At 38.8% G+C, this 19,598-nt stretch carries 17 protein-coding genes, 4 tRNA genes and 1 pseudogene; 14 read left to right on the top strand and 8 right to left on the bottom strand.

What is annotated here, in order from left to right; all coding sequences use genetic code 11:
• Positions 1-55 precede the first annotated feature (55 nt).
• Complete coding sequence (tsaD, locus tag FTT77_RS00360; protein WP_180108786.1) at positions 56-1,072, top strand: tRNA (adenosine(37)-N6)-threonylcarbamoyltransferase complex transferase subunit TsaD; 1,017 nt, start codon at positions 56-58, stop codon at positions 1,070-1,072.
• Between the two features lie 124 nt (positions 1,073-1,196).
• Positions 1,197-2,528: pseudogene (locus FTT77_RS00355) on the top strand (esterase-like activity of phytase family protein).
• 153 nt (positions 2,529-2,681) lie between these two features.
• Here the strand turns inward: FTT77_RS00355 and FTT77_RS00350 are convergent.
• Complete coding sequence (locus FTT77_RS00350; RefSeq protein ID WP_180007302.1) at positions 2,682-3,560, bottom strand: ATP-binding protein; 879 nt, start codon at positions 3,558-3,560, stop codon at positions 2,682-2,684.
• A 189-nt stretch (positions 3,561-3,749) separates the two neighbouring features.
• On the opposite strand from FTT77_RS00350, the gene FTT77_RS00345 reads away from it, so the two are divergent.
• The 6 genes from FTT77_RS00345 to FTT77_RS00320 all read left to right on the top strand — a co-directional run bounded on the left by FTT77_RS00345 (position 3,750) and on the right by FTT77_RS00320 (position 6,645).
• Positions 3,750-5,261 (top strand): DUF3336 domain-containing protein, encoded by a 1,512-nt coding sequence (locus FTT77_RS00345; RefSeq protein WP_180049395.1) that lies wholly within the window; start codon positions 3,750-3,752, stop codon positions 5,259-5,261.
• Positions 5,251-6,063 carry a protein kinase gene (locus FTT77_RS00340; protein ID WP_257234515.1) on the top strand — a complete coding sequence of 271 codons (813 nt, stop codon included), beginning with the start codon at positions 5,251-5,253 and terminating at the stop codon, positions 6,061-6,063. The genes FTT77_RS00345 and FTT77_RS00340 overlap by 11 nt, the downstream gene beginning before the upstream one ends.
• Positions 6,064-6,170: 107 nt before the next feature.
• Positions 6,171-6,255, top strand: a tRNA-Leu gene (locus FTT77_RS00335).
• 37 nt (positions 6,256-6,292) lie between these two features.
• Positions 6,293-6,366 (top strand) — tRNA-Trp (locus FTT77_RS00330).
• Between the two features lie 36 nt (positions 6,367-6,402).
• Positions 6,403-6,487 (top strand) — tRNA-Leu (locus FTT77_RS00325).
• A gap of 73 nt (positions 6,488-6,560) precedes the next feature.
• Positions 6,561-6,645: transfer RNA gene (locus FTT77_RS00320), tRNA-Leu, on the top strand.
• A 307-nt stretch (positions 6,646-6,952) separates the two neighbouring features.
• Here FTT77_RS00320 and FTT77_RS00315 read toward each other — a convergent pair.
• The gene (locus FTT77_RS00315) at positions 6,953-7,156 is read right to left on the bottom strand and encodes a hypothetical protein (RefSeq protein ID WP_078188846.1); all 204 of its coding nucleotides are present in this window, start codon (positions 7,154-7,156) and stop codon (positions 6,953-6,955) included.
• 441 nt (positions 7,157-7,597) lie between these two features.
• Here FTT77_RS00315 and FTT77_RS00310 point away from each other — a divergent pair, with 441 nt between their 5' ends.
• Complete coding sequence (locus FTT77_RS00310) at positions 7,598-7,864, top strand: hypothetical protein (protein ID WP_111883866.1); 267 nt, start codon at positions 7,598-7,600, stop codon at positions 7,862-7,864.
• A 91-nt stretch (positions 7,865-7,955) separates the two neighbouring features.
• Here the strand turns inward: FTT77_RS00310 and gloB are convergent, their stop codons facing one another.
• Together gloB and FTT77_RS00300 are read right to left on the bottom strand one after the other, a co-directional pair.
• Positions 7,956-8,687 carry a hydroxyacylglutathione hydrolase gene (gene gloB / locus FTT77_RS00305; protein ID WP_180108729.1) on the bottom strand — a complete coding sequence of 244 codons (732 nt, stop codon included), beginning with the start codon at positions 8,685-8,687 and terminating at the stop codon, positions 7,956-7,958.
• A gap of 109 nt (positions 8,688-8,796) precedes the next feature.
• The gene (locus FTT77_RS00300; RefSeq protein WP_180108728.1) at positions 8,797-9,405 is read right to left on the bottom strand and encodes a flavin reductase family protein; all 609 of its coding nucleotides are present in this window, start codon (positions 9,403-9,405) and stop codon (positions 8,797-8,799) included.
• A gap of 104 nt (positions 9,406-9,509) precedes the next feature.
• On the opposite strand from FTT77_RS00300, the gene FTT77_RS00295 reads away from it, so the two are divergent.
• Positions 9,510-10,331, top strand: coding sequence for a PhzF family phenazine biosynthesis protein (locus FTT77_RS00295; RefSeq protein ID WP_180106599.1), 822 nt, complete (start codon positions 9,510-9,512; stop codon positions 10,329-10,331).
• A gap of 149 nt (positions 10,332-10,480) precedes the next feature.
• Positions 10,481-13,249, top strand: a complete 2,769-nt coding sequence (locus FTT77_RS00290; protein WP_180108727.1) for a pitrilysin family protein — start codon at positions 10,481-10,483, stop codon at positions 13,247-13,249.
• Between the two features lie 80 nt (positions 13,250-13,329).
• On the opposite strand, the gene FTT77_RS00285 is transcribed toward FTT77_RS00290, so the two are convergent.
• On the bottom strand, positions 13,330-14,394 hold the full coding sequence (locus FTT77_RS00285; RefSeq protein WP_180007295.1) for an amidohydrolase: 1,065 nt from the start codon (positions 14,392-14,394) through the stop codon (positions 13,330-13,332).
• Positions 14,395-14,566: 172 nt separating this feature from the next.
• On the bottom strand, positions 14,567-14,968 hold the full coding sequence (locus tag FTT77_RS00280; RefSeq protein WP_180007294.1) for a DUF3144 domain-containing protein: 402 nt from the start codon (positions 14,966-14,968) through the stop codon (positions 14,567-14,569).
• A 107-nt stretch (positions 14,969-15,075) separates the two neighbouring features.
• On the opposite strand from FTT77_RS00280, the gene FTT77_RS00275 reads away from it, so the two are divergent.
• On the top strand, positions 15,076-15,708 hold the full coding sequence (locus FTT77_RS00275; RefSeq protein WP_180007293.1) for a hypothetical protein: 633 nt from the start codon (positions 15,076-15,078) through the stop codon (positions 15,706-15,708).
• 446 nt (positions 15,709-16,154) lie between these two features.
• Positions 16,155-16,325 (top strand): hypothetical protein, encoded by a 171-nt coding sequence (locus tag FTT77_RS00270; RefSeq protein WP_180002979.1) that lies wholly within the window; start codon positions 16,155-16,157, stop codon positions 16,323-16,325.
• Between the two features lie 100 nt (positions 16,326-16,425).
• Here the strand turns inward: FTT77_RS00270 and FTT77_RS00265 are convergent, their stop codons facing one another.
• Both FTT77_RS00265 and FTT77_RS00260 read right to left on the bottom strand, forming a co-directional pair.
• Positions 16,426-16,857 (bottom strand): hypothetical protein, encoded by a 432-nt coding sequence (locus FTT77_RS00265; protein ID WP_180108726.1) that lies wholly within the window; start codon positions 16,855-16,857, stop codon positions 16,426-16,428.
• A 224-nt stretch (positions 16,858-17,081) separates the two neighbouring features.
• A complete protein-coding gene (locus FTT77_RS00260) occupies positions 17,082-18,542 on the bottom strand; it encodes an inorganic triphosphatase (protein WP_180049435.1) in 1,461 nt (486 codons plus the stop codon).
• A gap of 321 nt (positions 18,543-18,863) precedes the next feature.
• Here FTT77_RS00260 and FTT77_RS00255 point away from each other — a divergent pair, with 321 nt between their 5' ends.
• Complete coding sequence (locus tag FTT77_RS00255) at positions 18,864-19,247, top strand: DUF962 domain-containing protein (RefSeq protein WP_180049401.1); 384 nt, start codon at positions 18,864-18,866, stop codon at positions 19,245-19,247.
• The last annotated feature ends 351 nt before the right edge of the window (positions 19,248-19,598 follow it).

Below are 19,598 nucleotides of genomic sequence, written 5' to 3'. Positions count from 1 at the left end.
ATCACAAGTCTATAATAGGTTTCGCAATATTTTGAAATGGGCAAAAGGCAGTTTAATGATCGTTTTAGGCTTGGAAACTTCGTGTGATGAAACAGGACTCGCACTCTACGATAGTGAGCAAGGATTACGCGGACAAGTATTGTATAGCCAAATCAAACTGCATGCAGAATATGGTGGTGTGGTACCTGAATTAGCTTCACGTGACCATGTGCGTAAGTTAATTCCGTTATTAAAACAATTGCTTGAAGAAAGTAAAGTTGATAAATCAGAAATTGATGCAATTGCATATACTCGCGGGCCGGGCTTGATGGGTGCATTAATGACAGGCGCATTGTTTGGTCGTACGTTGGCATTTGCACTGAATAAACCTGCAATTGGTGTACATCATATGGAAGGTCATATGTTGGCGCCTTTGTTGTCTAAAACTCCACCAGAATTTCCATTTGTGGCACTTTTAGTCTCTGGCGGACATACTCAATTGATGGCTGCTTATGGAATTGGTCAATATGAATTATTGGGTGAGTCGATTGATGATGCAGCAGGTGAGGCATTCGATAAAGTCGCTAAAATGATGGGTCTACCATACCCAGGTGGTCCAAATATTTCGAAATTGGCGATCAATGGCGACATCAATGCCTTTGAATTTCCACGTCCAATGCTACACCAAGGTTTAGATTTTTCATTTAGTGGTTTAAAAACTGCCGTTTCAGTTCAATTGAAAAAAGTTGAAGGCGAAGGTCGTGAGGCGGATATCGCTGCATCATTCCAAGAAGCGTTGGTTGATACATTGGTGAAAAAATCAGTCAAAGCCTTAAAACAAACTGGTTTAAAACGTTTAGTTATTGCCGGTGGTGTAAGTGCAAACAAGCGTTTACGTGAGCGCTTAGAAGCTGACTTGGCAAAAATCCGTGCAAATGTGTTTTATGCAGAACCTGCACTGTGTACAGATAATGGTGCAATGATTGCGTTTGCAGGTTATCAGCGTCTTAAAGCGGGTCAGCATGATGGTTTGTCTGTTACAACTACACCGCGTTGGCCGATGACTGAGTTGACTAATCCAAACGAAGCGTAAAAATCGTTTAAAAAGGAGGCTAAATTAGCCTCTTTTTTATTGTGTGTTTCAAAAAAGAGATTGTGGTTTTAGATCATTATTGTGGATATGATGGCTCAATAAATAATTAGAGCCATGTGAAATAATGACAAAAAATAATGAAGCTTTGGATCAATCAAAACCAAATCAAAGTCATATTGACCTAAAGAAATTTTATAAAGGTGTTTCTTTACCCTATGAAACTTTGGATATCCACAATATTCCAGATGGGGCAAAACAAGACCATTTTATTGAAATTCATTGTGGAGGTTTTGGGTCGGAAATTTTCTCACATCCCACTCAAAAATATCAATTTTATGCTCTTACGGATCGAGGTCCGAATACAACCTATGATGTGAATGGAGATAAAGGCAAGATATTCTTAGATCCAAGCTATACGCCAAAAATCAGACTTTTTGAATTGCAGCTCGATGGATCGATTAAAAAATTGAAAGAAATATTACTCAAAGATCCAACTGGGAGACCTATAACAGGTTTGCCAAATCAGCATTTCGGTGCAACAAAAGAAGTGGCTTATGATCAAAATGGTGTGGTTTTAGCAATTGGCACAGATGAATATGGCTTAGATTCTGAGGGTTTGGTTGCATTAAAAGATGGCACATTTTGGGTGAGTGATGAATATGGGCCTCATCTCGTTCATTTTAATAGCGAAGGCGTGGAAATAGACCGTATTAATGCATACAAATAAGATGAGCGTTGCAAGTCGGGTTATTTTCTTCCAAATGCATTTGCCAATCGTAAGCAAAATCGAGGGATGGAAGGTTTGACGATTACACCAGATCAAAAAAAATTGGTCGGCATCATGCAGTCGACGATGAGTAATCCAGATTCATCAGTCACAACGTCAGACTTGGTTCGTATTGTGGTGGTCAATTTAGACGATGGGTCAATTGCACAATATTTATATCGGCAAGAACTTAGGTCAAACTCAAATACAGCTATTGTTGCGCTGAGTGAGACATGCTTTTTAGTAGCTGAACGTGATGATGATTTTTATAAAGATAATTCAAACGCTTTTAAACGAATCTATAAAATATATCTCGATGCGGCGACAAACCTAGAAAAAGTTCAACTAAGTGATCATTTTCAGCAAAATGAATCTTTAGGATTGCTCATTGATGGGCAAACACTTGAACAATATCTGCTTAATGATGGTTGGGAAGCACTCAAAAAGTTAAATATTTTGCCTGTGGCAAAGAGCTTAGTTGTCGATTTAGTCGAAACTTTACATTATCCACACGATAAAGTTGAAGGCTTGAGGGTGATTGATGAACAGCATTTGGCAATTATAAATGATGATGATTATGGTTTTACAGAAACGGATGGGATCTTGGAGCAAAAATACCTTGATGCGGAGAAAAGTGTGATTGATTGCAATACCTTATATGTGATTGGTCAACTCAATTTAGCGCCATAAGTGGTGTGTTCTTAATGATTTTCAAGCAATTGGTTCAATCAAGAGTTTATTAGCATTTAAAAGCAGCCAACGAGGATGTGGCTGCTTTTAGCTGAAATTGTCTGACTTGCTTTGCAGAACTTATATTTTCAGATCATAAAAATATTGTAGACGTTATTTTTCCAAAGCCTTTAGATTTTCAGACCCAATCCAATGCTTTGAAAACTGATAAGCAGCACGGCCTGAACGCTGCCCACGAGACTGACACCATCTTAAGGCTTCAGCACGAACTTCGCTGGTCATGGCTAAATCAGCCTTGGCAAGATAGTGTTCCACAATTTCGAGATATAAATTTTGATCCATTGGGTAGAACGAGAGCCAAAGCCCAAAACGGTCAGAAAGGGATATTTTTTCTTCGATCGCTTCTTGTGGATGGAGCTCAGTATATTGAGGAACATCTACCTTAGTTACAGGTGTATTTTCATGCATGAATTCAGGTAATAAATGACGACGGTTGCTCGTAGCATAAATTATAAAATTACTTGAACCTGACTGTAATGAACCATCTAAAACACTTTTTAAACTGCGATAGTTTTCATCTTCAGCATTGAATGCCAAATCATCACAATATACGATAAATTTTTCAGGACGATTTTCAATTAACTTTTGAATTTCTGGCAAATCAGATAAATCATCACGCTCAATTTCAATTAAACGTAAACCTTGGTCTGCATAATGGGTGAGCAGAGCACGGACGATGGATGATTTACCTGTACCACGAGAGCCAGTGAGTAAAACATCATTGGCAGGTAAGCCTTTTAAAAACTGTAAAGTGTTTTGAATCACTTTTTCTTTTTGACGTTCAATTCCTTTTAAATCTTCTAAATACATGACTTTGGGCTGTTGAATGGCTTTAAGCTGTTTATCTTGCCATTTAAACGCGATACTCGAAAAATCGGGTGCTTGTTTAAGCTCAGGCAAACTGTGCTGTAGTTGTAAGAGTACAGTAGATAGCGATTGAAGGATGTTGTCAGGTAAATCAATTGTAGCCATGATAAGTCAGCTTGTCGTGTCTTGTTGTTGGTTAGTATATGACAGCAGTGTACATCAATAATGCAGTTATAATTGCTGAAATATGTCAAAGTTAAATGATTGTTCTGGCAGATCTGCGCTATTCGAACAACCAAAAAGTTGTTATAAATCTAGCCGAGTGAACAGTTTAAAATGTGCTGAGGGATAGTCATGTTGTTTACAGAGTTTTCAAAAAGTATTAATCCACATCAGGCATATCGGATAAAAAAATTAAAGCGTCAGCTCGACCGTGCTGAATGTTATGAAGAATGGAAAGATATCGCACTTAAAATAGATGAAGAATCGGGTGCGCAAGAATGGAAACTCGATAATAGTTCACCGTATTTTGATGCAGAAATTATTACTCATCGTTTAGGGTTGCTGAGACGATATCGAGCTCAGAAACGTACTCGAGATTTGATGTATATTTTAAGTGAAGGTTTAACTTATGATGTGGGCAATATTGCCCATCCCTTGCTGTTTACAGTAGCCTACGTCGGCACCAAAAAAATTATTGAAGACTATGTTGATGAGGTGAGTCAAAGTTTGGCTTTTATCGCATCCGAAGAATGCGTTTGTCTCAATGCCGCACAAAAAATTGAATTTTTTGAACAAAGCCAAAAAGCGTATGGTCAACCTGTTTTGATGTTTTCAGGCGGTTCAACTTTAGGTTTGTTTCATACCGGTGTGTGTAAAGCACTGATGGAACAAGATTTAATGCCAAAAGTTCTGTCTGGTTCCAGTGCTGGCGCCATTATGACCGGGATGTTGGGTGTATCTAAACCGTCAGAATTTACCAATTTATTAAACGGACAAAACTTCTTTAGTGAGGCATTTCACTTTCGTAAATTGACTGAGTTAGTGCAGGGTAATGGCGGTTTGGCAGATGTAAAATATCTGAAAAAGTTTTTGGTTGAAAACTTAGGTGACTTAACTTTTGCCGAAGCATATAAGCAATCAGGTCTACATATCAATGTGGCAGTTGCGCCTTATGATGCATCACAAGATGCAAGAATTATGAATGCGTATACCTCACCCGATTTGTTGGTATGGAGTGCGGTGTTGGCATCTTGTGCAGTGCCTATTCTATTTCCACCGGTACGACTGACCAGTAAGCGTTATGACGGGCAATTTACGCCATATATGTCGGCTACACGTTGGGTGGATGGTAGTGTGCGCAGTGATTTCCCACAGGAGAAAATGGCGCGTCTATATAATATTAATTATAGTATCGCCAGTCAGGTCAATCCGCATATTGTGCCATTTATGCAGGATGATGCTTCACGTTTTCGTAAAAGCATGTTGAGTTGGCCTGAGCGGATCGTTCGTCGTCAAGGCAAGGTGATTAGTAAAGGGGTGATGGATTTTGCCCGTGAGCGTGCAGGAAGTATTCCACCGGTAAGACGTTTGCTTGATCATGGTTATGGTGTGGTGGATCAGCGTTATTATGGTGATGTCAATATTGTTGGGAAATATGGCTTAAGACACTATAGTTATATGTTGCAAAATCCGCGACCTTATCTGTTTAAGGTCTTGCAGCGTGAAGGTGAAAGAGCCACATGGCCGAAAATTTCATTAATCGAAACGCAAGCCCGCATCGGTAAGACCATTCAGCATTGTTTGGAATTATTAAATTATCAAAATGCACCCAATCAACGCCATGCAGAATTTATTGCGGTTTAAATCCACAGATTTAACGCAAATCATTTATGAGCCAAAAACCAAATCCAAAAGTTTGGTTTTTGGCCGTCGTCTATATCAATTTCAATTCAATCAACAACTTTATTGGCTCAAGGCGCAAGTCAGTAACAGCAGCCTTGAACATGCAGCTAGTTTTGGTCATGAAATTGAGCTGTATAAACTATTCAGTCAAGCGTCTAGACAAAACAGCATCACGTTACCTTTTCAAGTGATAAAAGAGAAGCATCTCAGTATTCAGCAAGAGCCTATTGATCACTTATTAATACTGCCCAATGCTGAGCCTTGGTTCTTACAGCCTGTATCGAATTTGAGCATTGAGCAGGTGAGGCAAGTGCTATGGCAAGCAATCGATGTGGTTGAACGATTAAGCTTGCACGGTTGGATACATGCAGATTTAAAACAAGAGCATTTTGTGAATTGGCAAGGGCAGTGCAGACTCATCGACTTTGAGCAAGCGCTCCCGTTGGCTGTTGACCAGCAAAATGCCTTAACTGCGACACCACGTTATATGGCTCCAGAACTTTTCCATGGACAAGCAAAATCTTTGCACAGTGATATCTATGCGCTGGGGATTATTTTCTTGGAATGGCTGACATCACAGCGTTTAGAGGCGAAAAACTATCAAGATTGGGCCTATTTACATTGCCAACGCTTAAAGCTTGATCTGCCAATGCAATATCAAGGGTTTAGTCAGCTATTGCAACACATGTTGATGAAGCAAAAAAATGACAGATTGGTGGATTTTTATCGCTTAAAAAGCGACTTAGTTGCTGAATTTGCTTAAGAAAAATACAAAAAAAGCACTATTGTTTTTTATTTAAACAAACAAGATGCTTTTTTATAAAAAAGGCTTGTCATGTAGGGGTGATCTCTATAATATACACAGCCATCGGGGACGTGGCGAAATTGGTAGACGCACTGGATTTAGGTTCCAGCGCCGCGAGGTGTGAGAGTTCGAGTCTCTCCGTCCCCACCACTGAATTACTAAACATGAGTTTAGTAGTGAATGTCACAGAGGATTGGTGTAATGGTAGCATGACGGTCTCCAAAACCGTTCGTCAAGGTTCGAATCCTTGATCCTCTGCCAAGTTTTAAAAAGTCTGACATTGTCAGCAACCCTGTTGGGGACGTGGCGAAATTGGTAGACGCACTGGATTTAGGTTCCAGCGCCGCGAGGTGTGAGAGTTCGAGTCTCTCCGTCCCCACCACTTAATTTATTAAGTTGCCAAATAAACAGGTTTTTAAAACAAATTAAAGTCTGACATTGTCAGCACCCGAGTTGGGGACGTGGCGAAATTGGTAGACGCACTGGATTTAGGTTCCAGCGCCGCGAGGTGTGAGAGTTCGAGTCTCTCCGTCCCCACCATTAGATTAAGCAAGGTTTTATACCTTGCTTTTTTTGTTTTTGAAATTCGAAAAAATCAGTGTCTTAAACATGATCTTTTTTGAAGACTATTCTAATAAAAAAATCTAATGAAAGAATGATGAACGAAGAGATACAGCAAGATGTCTAATCTTGCTTTTTTATTGTCAGAAATTTCACTCCTTAAAAATGTGTCAGTAAAACAAAGGTGAAAAAAAGCCCGCATATACGGGCAAATTTTGAAATGCGGATTCGAATCAATCGAATTAAATCATTTATTTCAAATCGTTCGAATAAATTATAGAGAAGATTATGCCTTTAAATGATCTTCAAACTCTTCACCGAGCTGCATGGCCAAAGCATTACCAGACAAATCTACAGTCACTAGACCATATTCTTTTTTAAAACTGAATGTAAATCCACGATTATCTGCCAGTGTACGAACAGAATATCCTAACTTTTCTAACCAAAGACGGAAGGCAACTAAATTTTTTGCTTTAACCACTTTTTTCACGAGCGAACTCCTTATCAATCATTACAATATTAAATAGGGGTGTCAAAATATTTTTTAAAGGGGAAATGGAAAACTTTTATTTAAAATATGAAATTTTGATGGATAAATAAACAGATTATCGGCTTGTAAACGGTATAAACTCATTTAACTTGCTGTTTTATAAAAAGCTAAACTTAATGTAAGTAAATATAACGTATTTTAAAAATTAGGTTTTTGGCAGTTGGATTAAAATATATCCTATGTGCATAGAGAAGCTGTGCGCAAAATAAACGATTGCTTGGCTTAGAATGCACAGCTGTTTGGGCATGCAGTTGTGGATTGCAAATAACAGCTTGTTCAAAACCTAATTCGCTGGATAGGTGAGCTTGCAATGCTATTTCTCATCAAGATTTATCGAAAAGCTTTTATACTATGTTCTATTGGTATAAGTAGATTGAACGCATGCAGAACATTGAGCACGCTGTAAAAGCAAAAATTGAACAGATGCAACAAGCGGGACAGACGCCTGTTGCGGTGATGCTTGGACATGAAGATTGGTTGGTCTTTTCAGAGCAATCCAAAGTGGCATATACACCATTTGGTAGTGCACGACGTTATCAGCCGGCATTAGGTGGTTTATTGATGGTACGTATCGATGAAATGCAAGCCGTACGAGTTGTGACTCAAGCTGAATTGGATGAGTTTGCTGCAACCAATCAAATTTTATAAACATAAAATGAAAAATCGGCCCGAAACATTCATCACAAATAAAACAGTTTATTTGTGATGAAATCTAAAATGCTTATACCTCGCAATCCAATTAAAAATTGTCTTTGAGTTCTCTTAAGCGTTGAAATGCTTCAACACTTTCTGCGCGTAAAAATGGATTGGTTTCTAGTTCTAATTCAATGCTGCTTGGCAAAGTACATTGCCCGAGCATGCGTAGGGATTCAACCTCATCAAACCGCTGTTGTATGGCAAGGTTGTCGGGTTCAACATGCCGCGCAAATTGCGCATTCGATAGGGTGTACTCGTGAGTACAATACACTTGAGTTTCAGCAGGGAATGCGGCTATACGGTTCAAGGAATCGTACATTTGTTGAAAGGTGCCTTCAAATACACGTCCACAACCCATAGCAAATAATACATCGCCACAGAAAAGTGTATGAATGTCATCGATAAAATATACGATATGACCGAGGGTGTGGCCGGGAGTTGCTGTAATTTCAATTTCAAGACCATGAAATTCAAAACGGTCATTATGATCGAGAGGATAATTCACCCATGGAATACGGCTCAATTCTGCACGGGGACCGTAAACAGCAATGTTTTTATCCTGAATAAGTTCTGGTACGCCACCAACGTGATCTTTATGCCAATGCGTTAGCCAAATTTGCGTAAGATTGAGCTGATGTTCCTGACAATAGCGCTCGACCAAGGCAGCTTCAGTAGGATCTACTGCAATGACATCATAACTTTCGGTGTGCTCAAGCAGCCAAATATAATTTTGCAGTGAATTTTTGACATCCAATGTATGTATTTTAAACGCCATATCCATTCATTCAATATTTTAAATTAAGTTAAAGTTAGCATGAAAATGCTCAAAAGGTATGATTATCCATTTTCAACCCTAAATAAACGACAGAGTTCATAGCGCTATTTTAGTTTGGTGTCTCATCTACAGATACAGGATTACCAATGGTATAAAAGTGCCCGCCAGCAACATGATGTAGGCTTTTCCATTCATCTTCTACTTCATGATAATACCAATGTCCGTTACGGAAGACGCGGTCGTCTGCATAGGCAGCAATGACTTCGCCAATAAACAGATCGTGTGCTTGTTGATTGTGCGGCTCAGGAATAAGTTTGCACAGTAGCCAAGCAGCACAACCTTCAACCACAGGAATATCTGAGGCATTAAATTGAAATAATTCCACGCCACATTGGCGTAATTTTTCTGGCGCATCACGTTGGCTCATCATACCAAGTGCATAGACCAGTTTGAGTTGTTTCAGTGTCGGTACTTGTAAGGCGAAATAGCCTGAATTCTCAATAATCTCACGTGTTTTAGTTGATTTATCCAGTACTACCGTCACTTTTGCAGGATTGAACTCTAAGGCGCATGCCCATGCTGCAGTCATGACACCAGTATGGGTTTGATCCTGAGCAGAGACGAGCACAGTCGGCCCATGATTTAAAAGTCGGTATGATTTTTCTAAAGGAACGGGGTGAATATGCGTTTTCAAAATTGTGCCTATATTTAAGTTCATCTAAAACTTAGATGTTTTATTAAAAAGTGTTGCTACATAGCATATAACGCATGAAATATTTTCAAAAGCCTTTAATATAAATCACTAAATCAGGAGTTCTATCAATGAAAATGTATCAAGTTGACGCATTTACCCAAGTGTTATTTAAAGGCAACCCAGCGGCGGTTTTGGTGTTGGATGAATGGTTAGATGAACACTTGATGCAACAGATTGCTTTGGAAAATAATCTGTCTGAAACTGCATTTGTGAAAAAAATCGACAGCAGCAATTATGAAATTCGTTGGTTTACACCGACCACTGAAGTGGACTTTTGTGGACATGCGACATTGGCCAGTAGTTATGTGCTTTTTGAGTTTTATACGGCTGAAAAAAACATCCAATTTCATGTCAAAAATCTCGGTATTTTTAGTGTAAATAAAGCTGAAGATGGAAAAATTCTGATGAATTTCCCTGTGCGTCGGGCACAGGTCGTGAGCGAATATCCTGAAGAGCTACGTCTAGGGTTGAGTCAACCTTTTAAGCAGGTTTATCTGAATGCGCAGGCGTATATCGTGGAATACGAAACGGCTCAACAAGTCTTGGACGAACAACCGAATTTTGAAATCTTAAAACGTCTTGGCAAAATCCGCACCGCAATTACAGCGCCGGGTACGATTACTGATGTTGCAATCACTGCGGCAGCCCAGCAATATGACTGCATTTCACGCTATTTTGCACCGGGTAATGGCATCAATGAAGATCCTGTTACGGGTTCTATTCATACCGGAATCGTCCCTATTTGGGCAGAACGTCTACAAAGACGTCAGATCTTGGCATATCAAGCATCAAGTCGTGGTGGTGAACTACACTGTCAAATGCTTGAAAATGACCGGATAGAAATCTCAGGCTATGCGTGTTTATATATGCAGTCGGATATTTATATCTGAACATAAATCAAATACATGCTGTCGAAATCTGCGGCATGTATTTAATAAAAAGTAACTATTAATCCTGAAAAGCTCAGCATAAAATCAAAACCAATCTGATCGACAGCACTACGCTGATCGATGCTAAATATAAAGGACACTTGAATTACATGCGTATTAAACATTTAACGCTTTCACTTTTTTTTGCAGGTTTAAGTACAAGCCTCTTTGCTCAACCTGTATTGGTTAAAACTGAACAAACCATTGAAGAATATAAATTAGATAACGGTTTTCGTGTGGTTTTGGCGCAAAACGATAAAGAAAGCAAAGTGTTTATGAATACGGTGTATTTCACGGGTTCTTTAAATGACCCTGCGGGCAAAGGTGGTTTGGCACATTTGCTCGAACATTTGGCTTTTAAAGGCACTGAAAATGTCAAAGGTGATGAATTTCAGCGTCGCTTAGACCAATTCACGCTGATGACCAATGCCAGTACGGATTATTATTCAACGAAATACACCAATGTGATTCGTCCTGAACAAAGTTCAATCGATCAAGTTTTGCATTTAGAAGCAGAACGGATGGATAAATTGGTACTTCAGGAAAAATTTGTACCGACAGAAATTGATATCGTTAAGCGTGAACGTGAAATTCGTTTAGATCAGCCATTTTCAGTGTTAATCGACCAAGTTTTAAAAGAAGCCTATGGCAATCAATCTTTAGGCCGCTTACCGATAGGTGATTTGAAAGAACTTCAATCCATCAATATGAACGAATTAAACCAGTTCTATCGCCGTTGGTATGCGCCAAATAATGCAGTGATGGTGATTTCTGGTAAGTTTGATAAAGCGGCTGTATTAAAACAAATTGATCAACAATTTAGCCCAATTGCCGCACGCCAAATTCCTGAACAGGCCAAAGTCCCTAAATTAGATGGAACGAAATTAAAGCAACGCGAATTTACAGTTTATAAGGGCAGTGACTTTGGCAAATTTAATATTTATTTAAATGGTGCAGTCGAACCAATTAAAACTGCTTTGGCGGTATCTCCAACTTTGTATACCTTACAGCCAAGTGGGCATTTGTACCAAAGCATGGTGGAAACAGGGACAGCAACCGCAGTTCAATCCACCACATGGTTAGATAAAGATTTTAATTTGGTGTTTATGGGGGCGATATATGGCCCAAGTCATGATGCAAATAAAGTGGCAACCAGTCTTGCACAAGGTGTGGAGCAAACTAAAGCATTTAATGATGTCGAGCTAAGCCGTGTTAAAAGCCTGACTCGAAATATGGCTGACAATGTCAAAAATAGCGCAACAGCACTTGGCGAGCGTCTTAGTTCTTATACTGTGGCTTATAACGGGGACTGGTCTCAATATTTCCGAGACTTAGATAAAGTACAAAAGCTGAGTGTAAGCGACGTGAATCAAGTGTATAAGAATTTTCTAAAGCCTGAATACCGTGTGACAGGAAATATTCTACCAACACCTGAAGACCAGAAGAAAGCACAGCAACAGGCTGCGTCGAAACCTGCTGAAACTTTAGATCAGCAAGCGCCTGCAGAAGAGCCATTGAAAGATGCGAGTGTTTATCGTGCTGAAGTGAAGCAATATGTTGCAGAGTCTAAGCAATATTTAAATCAGAAAGAAAAGCAGATTCAGCGCGCTAAATTTAAAAACGGCATTCAGTATGCGTTGTTTCCAACTAAAACCCGTGATGACAAAACCTATGCCACGATTGCTTTGGATTTTGGTACAGCGCAAAGCTTAATGAATAAAGGTGAATTGCTAGATTTGACAGCTTATCTCATGTTCCGTGCATCTAAAGATCAAAGTTTGCAGCAAATTGCCGATAAAATTATTGATGTTGGTGGTGGTGCAACGGTCAGTGCAAATGATAATGGCCTGATGATTCAGGTGGTTGCACGTAAAGAAAAATTTGCTGATTTTTTGCAATATGTTATTGATGTTATTAAAGCTCCGGCCTTTGAGCAGTCACAATTTGATTTAATCAAAGCGCAAAGTTTATCGAGTTTAGATCGACCTTATACAGAGCCAGATACCGTTGCAGCAATGACACTGTCGCGTATTGTCGAGATCTATGAGCCGGGGGATATTCGTTATCACTTCGAACCTGAACTTGCGAAAAAACAAATTGAGTCGGCTACACGTGATCAAGTGCAGCAGTTACATCAAAAATTCTTTAAAACACAGCATGCACAAATTGCGGTAACAGGTGATTTTGATACCAAGCAAATAGAAAAAATTCTGAAAAAAGAATTTGCAGATTGGAAAACCAGCGAGCCATATCAACGCTTAGAGTCTACATTTACAGCGTATCCTGCACAGAAAGTGCATGCATTGTCTGAACAGCGTGAGTTTGGTAGTTACCAAGCCATTATGACTCTACCTGTAGGTGTAGAGCATACCGATTCTCCTGCGTTACAAGTATTACGCCACATACTCGGTGATTCACAGTTATCTTCACGTCTAGCTCAAGAGTTACGTGAAAAGAATGCACTGGTTTATGGTTTTAGTGCAGACATTAATTTTGATGAATGGGTGAATTCAGGTGTACTGAGTATTGATGCAAACTACACTGCGGGTAAATCAGCACAAGTTTCTCAGTCTGTTCATAAAGTTTTGCAAAACTTATTGAAAAATGGCGTGACGGAACAGGAAGTAGAAGCAGCCAAAGCCAGTATTTTGAAAAAGCGTTTAACTGCACTTGAAGATGACCGTCGCATTCATAGTATGTTGATTCCACAGTTAGAAAAAGGTCGTGATTTAAACTATCGTGAAAAGCGTGATCAACGCATTGCTAGTTTGACCAAAGCGGATGTTAATGCTGTCATCAAAAAATATATTCAACCTGAGCGTTTGGTTGAGGTGATGGCTGACCAATATGGTCAAGCTGTAAAATCTACTCAAAAATAAACCGAATAAAAAAATCCTCCAGATGGAGGATTTTTTTTGAGCCGCAATGGATAGCTTGATAGCAAAATAGCTTAATGAACTTATAGGCGGTAGAACTGACGCGCATTTTGTTGGAAGACTAAAGTCAGCGCATCAGGATCATAACTCGCGACCGCATCTGAAAAGGCGTCAATAATATTCACCAAGGATGCACTCACACTATCCATCGGGAAGTTAGAGCCAAACATCACACGGTATTTCCCAAAGCATTGTAGAGCATGAGAAATAAGCGGAAAGGCGCAATCGAAAATCTCTTGTTTGGATGCAAGGCGTTGTTCTTTATGAAACTGATGACCCAGCACCGGCATGAATAATCCAGACATTTTGGTATAAACATTTGGGCAACTTGCCAGTTCAGCTAAATCATCTTTCCAACGAAACAAGATATTGTCACGTGAAGTTTGGGTTAAGCCTGTATGTGAGCCGACAGGTCCAAAGGCACCGACAGGTGTCCCAAAATGATCCAGAACGATAGATGTTTCAGGGAAAGCACGTGCTAAAGCGGTTAAATCACGAATTTGGTCTGAATAAACCCATGCATCAAAACTTAAATTCATTTGAGCAAGAGCTTCAAAACCTTTCATAAATTTTTTATTGGTATAGAGATGGGGCTCATTGGTCCATGCATGAACTTTTGGGTCTTCATGTACAGCTGCCATTTTTCGTATGCCACGAAAATGTGGGGAAGCTTGTTTATGCATTTTAAGAATTTTCTTAAAACTACTGTCACATGGGTCTGCAGTGCCGACTATGGCGCCAAGTTTAATCTTTTGAGCATTAAAGTCTAAAGATTCAATAAACTTTGTTTCACCAACCACCCCTTTGCCTTTATGGTCATGCCAGCTCGCTTCTACATGTACGATTTGATCGACCAGATAATGTCCTGCATCTTGCTTATAATTTTCAGGCAAATACGGTGTCGTCACATGTTTGGTTAAACCAACTGTGTCAATTAACTCTTGCGGCTTAACTAAGCGCATCATTTTGTCGAGCAAGTAGGGATGTTTACCCAATAATTTCACGGCAAGTGAAGCGGCATGTGGGGTATTGTATGGATCCCATTGATGTATATGTGAATCCACGATGGCAAAATCGAGCGTCTGCATTGCTATCCTTGTCCTTAAAACCATGTCCATTTCTTGCGTATTTCATTGTATTTCCGAATACGCAAGGTACTGAAAATAGTTTGAATGATGAAAATACAACGTTATGACTGAATATTAAATCAAAGCTTTGTGAAAGAGAAGTTGTATAAAAAAAGCCCCGAAGGGCTTTTGATTAATGCTGATGATCGTGGTGGTCATCATGCTTATTTGCATGGAATTCTTCGTTATGACGGAAGCGAAGATAGTTTTCAAACTGTTCGCAATATTCATCATAATTATCTTCAAGCATCATTTGAAATTGTTGAAGAATATAAGACATCACTTGGTCTTTGGCATCACGCATTTCTTTGCCATCTTTGAAGCCATTTGCAGCAACCCAAGTATTAAAGCGAGCAGTACCAAATAACATGGCAGCACTCACTTGGCCGCGCATTTCTGCAGGTTTAACTTGAGAACCTTTTTCAACACGACAAAATTCATTGGCTTGTTTAATAAATTCATCCGCACGTTCAAAGAAAGCTGCATTCAACGCTTCTTCTTCGGTTACATCAGTAGCTTCAATCTTTTGAACCATGAATGTGTCCTAGCATAAAAATCTAATGCAGTATTATAGGCAAAGCCTTGCAGAAACTAAACCTTTGACTTAATCTAAAAAATAGCCTAAGTAAAATGGAATGCTTCATGCAAGACGCAATCGCAGTGCAAAGTCTGAAAAGTGATATTGCATTACTTCGACAAAATATTTGGCCGCCCTCAACCTTAGCCAATGTAGAAGGGCTGCCCATTTATTATGGTACACAGTCTGAAGTAGCCGAATATTATGCACAGTGGACAGGCTTAATTGAACGTGCTCAAGACTTATTTCAACCCTTTGTGGAAGATGAAGTCCTTGATGCAATCCATTTGCCGAGTCATTTGAATCTGCCGCTTTTTTATTTTCATGTGGATCGTATTCGAATCAACAAAACACGTGCGAAAGAATCTAAAACCTTTCGTGGTATTGCAAGTTTGGTTGAAAAATGTGGGCAGTTTGAAGCAGATCAAATTCAAGCGATGCGACATTGGCTAGACAGCGATGACACTGCAGCCTTGGTCGGACACCGTGAATTTATTGACCTCAGAACCTATGTATTTCAACATGGGCAAAGTGATTATACCCGTACTCGTTTTTATGTGAATGGCATTGTACTTAGTGTCGAAAACGAGTTTAAATTGGTGGATGCCCGTGACAAACCACGTAAAGCCCGTAGCGATAGCTATAGTGACCCTTTAGCAGATAACAATACGTGGAAAATCTTTGGGAAATATCGTTAATTAATAAATATCGTTAATTACTGATGTTACGCAGTAACATCAGAAGCGCCATTTGATTCAAATAAAAGAGCGATACGCGGCAACGTCATCCGCAAGTGTTTGAGACAGAACTACATCTATTTAAAGATGTTTTTGCGATACTTTGAATAAGTAGACGCTAGTGAACGAGTTTTGCGGATGACAATGGTTTTGGGTACTTTTGCCGAATGAGAAACAACGTTTCGTAAGAGTACCTCCAGCCGAAGGCTAATCCCTTTATTTAAACCCTAGATGTAAGACTCCGTCGAATAGACTTAAAAATCATTTTAAAAATGCGTAATTACTTTTACGCGCGTAACATCAGTTAATTAAATATGTTGACGATATTACTTAGAATGTGAATTTAGTTCGCTGCACAAGGATGCTTTGGATTATGTAATCCACGCCCTAATGTGAAAATAGCCACTATGGCAAATGCCGAAATTGAAAGTTTGGCTCATGCAGAGCAATTGACTGATTTTTATATGACCTTATTGCAAGGGATGACGATACAAGCACGTGATGGTATGGCCTTGACACAATTACAACGCATGGTGAGTAATGCCATGAAATCATGGGGGTTATTAGCACAAGGTTAAATCAGTATGGATTATGAATTAAACCCCCAATAGCAGTGTAGCCTTAAGGCAATTTTCTTAGTTTTTTTGAATGACTGATATGCAAATACTATATTGAAGTTTATTTGCAGGGATGAATTTTAATGTCGCCCAATTCCATCACACTGATATAACCGTCAACCGCAATTAAATTGTCACTTTGACTCGATAGAGTTAGACACTCTCCAGACTTGACGCTTGACAGTAACTGACCTTGTTGCGGATTCAAGTTCATACTGTAAATACTTAGTATGCCAGCATTGGTTTTGATTTGGTAAGACTCATCACCATAGTCCTCATTATTATTGCGCAGGACTTTAAAGGTTCTTCGTGTCTGATCAAAGTTTTGAGTTGGAGAAAGCGGCTTTTCGACTTGTAAGGATGCCGTGCGCCTTAATTCGGTGCTTTGCACAGGCTTATGTTGTTCACTACAAGCACTTAGTAATGGGAAAAAGATAAAAATAAGTGAAAATGAAAATAGGGGATAAATTACAGGTATGTGACTTTTCAACATAAAACCACCCTGAATCTAAGTTTTCAGATAGCTTATTTTAAAAGTTTTTATCCAGAAAACAAAAATAATAGGTTCTCAAAATATTTCAATGTAACTGAGTCAAACTAAGGAAATGATGAATTGAAAATAGCCGACTATGAACCTGAATGTTCAACAAATGAATATCTATATGACAATGTAGGATACAAATAAAAAAGGGAGACTCATTGAATCTCCCTTAGGTTTTATTTAATGAGTTTTCGACTGACAAGGAATTGCTCGGTCGCTTCTAATAGCTTATCTGCATAAACCTCTTGTTTTGCAGTCAACCAGCCGAGAACAAACCAATCACTAGCTTCCAGCTCTGTTTGCTGAATATATTGTGCAGAAGAGGAAAGGACTTGATATTCCTGAGCCGCGACTTGTGCATCATTGAGCGCTTTACTATATTTCTGCAAGTTTTTTACATCATAAATAGACGTCAAAATTGGGAAGCTAAATTTAAGCTCTTGTATGCGCTGAGAAAGCACATCTAAGCTTTCAAAATTGTTAATGTCGGCATCATTTAAAGCCTCTTGCAGGGCTTTATATTGGTTTTGAAGGGTAGTTTGAGCATACCATTTAAAATCATGTTGTTGCGGTGCTTCATCGACTTTCAAACTAAACATTAAAAGCTCAAGATAATGATGCACATTTTGAGTCGATTTAACCAAATTGCCTAACTTCTCTTTGGCATACAAAATATCTTTGGTTAAATTTTCTGAGGTCGTTGGGTTTTGTAAAAGGCCACCCAAGGTATTTTGCATGTGCTCAAAATGGTGTAATTGTTCAAACTGCTGTTTAAATGCGCCCAATTGCACAGCCCATTTTTCAACGATATCGCTGTTCCAATCTTTAAACAGCGAAATGGTTAATTGTAAATGATGGAGTGCTTTTTGAGCTTGTGTAATGTGCTCGGCCTGAGCAACACCTGCAGAAATTGCGGCAATATTAGGCAGAAGGTGCTGCATGTCCTGTGCAATTAAAAGTCGTAAGTTTTTTGCGGCAGTGTCTTTTTTACTGAGTTGAAATTCTTTAGCCTCAACTGCTGGACTCACAGTTTGATTAAACGCCAGCAAATTCCCGATTTCCGCTTTACTGCGAACGTCTAACCACAAATGGTACTTTTTAACCCATTCAAAACTAAAGGCAAGGAGTGATTGAATAGAGCCACTTTTAAGCTCAAATTCGACTTCGTGAACCTCTGTTTCTGTATTGTTGCTACGGATACAGCCGATATCTAAGCTAACTTCGATCTTGGCATCTTCAAACTCTATGACACGATAAGTTCTCAGAATGTCAGTTTCAAACTGAAGTTGTAGAGAATTTTGCTGATCGCCTAAAGTGGTTTTTAAAACCGATTGAACTTCAGCTTCATTGGCATAGACCGATAAATCTAAAGCAGGAGCTTGTTCAACTTCACCCAAATCTAAGTTATGTTCAAAGCGTTCAATGTGACTTTTACCTGCAGCTTTCAGGGTTTGAATCCAGCGCGTTCCTTCTAAACGTTGACGCAAGGCTGCATGCTGCTGTGCCATTTTTCGATCTGGGGTATCAAAATATTTAGCTTTAAGTTGAATTTGTTCCGATTTTTTTGGATCGAGTGCTTTTAATAATGCAGTTCGACGTGCTTCTGGAATCTGGAACTTTAATTCAACTTCAACCATGGTTTTCTGTCCTGATGTCACAACTTCATGATCTGGCATGAAGCGATCTTTAAATTTTTATAAAAATGAAAAACTAAAATGTGCGTAAATTTTCTATGAGTTAAACGCGTATCGATTGTAGCGAAAAACAGTTGAGAAGTAAGACTTGACGGATTTGAAAACTCTGCTTTTGGACTAAGAAAAGTTTTAAAAGATGGATATTCCATCAATTGTATAATTCACAATGGTTCGACTTTCATGGGATCAAAATAAAATTTTACGCCTTTAACGCGGACGAATTTTAAGCTATGTTGATTAAAATAAGTTCAGGATGAGCACAACATGAATTCACAAGTACAACCCGAGTTTAATCGAGATTTAAAGCCCGAATTTCAGTTGCCTATTCGTGACTACTCGCAATTTTATCGATTTTATTTGACTGAACATCGAAATATCATGAGCCGACGTTTACATGCCACAGGCAGCAGTATAGGACTCTATTTCTTCATGAAAGCAATTTTAAAAAAACAACCAAAGTATTTTGCTTATGGTCTGGTTTCAGGCTATGCCTGTGCATGGGTCGGACATTTTTTCTTTGAAAAAAATAAGCCGGCAAGTTTCAAGCAGCCTTTATACAGCTTTATTTCCGATTGGCGCATGCTGTCTGATATTGTGAAGGGGAACTTAAGCTTAAAAGACCGTAATTTAGATAAGATTGATAGTTAACTATTTATTAATCAAACGTTTAATTTTTATTGATTTTGGTGTAGTTTTTTGAGTAAATGACTTGTAAGTTTAGAGTGATTAGTCTAATAATGTTCATATTGTTTATTCACTGTTTATCTGAAAGATAAATAGACGATAAACCCCAGTTTTCCAAGCCTAGAGTGACCTTCTCTAGGCTTTTTTTATGGCCTTAGAAAAGGTCTATTGTTTGAAAGATTTAACCACAAAAATGTTCACAAAAAAAATAGGCTAGACTTTTTGATGCTCTGAACGCTCCCCAAAACGTTTCTTACCAAGCACCAAAAAGTCTAATAGGTTACTCATTATTATTTTTATAAAGTGTTGTGTTTT

It is taken from the genome of Acinetobacter sp. YH01010, from assembly GCF_013420775.1.
In the GTDB taxonomy this organism is placed as follows: Bacteria; Pseudomonadota; Gammaproteobacteria; order Pseudomonadales; family Moraxellaceae; genus Acinetobacter; species Acinetobacter amyesii.
The sequence above is the reverse complement of the archived record's forward strand: the minus strand, read 5'-3'. Positions and strand labels throughout refer to the sequence as shown.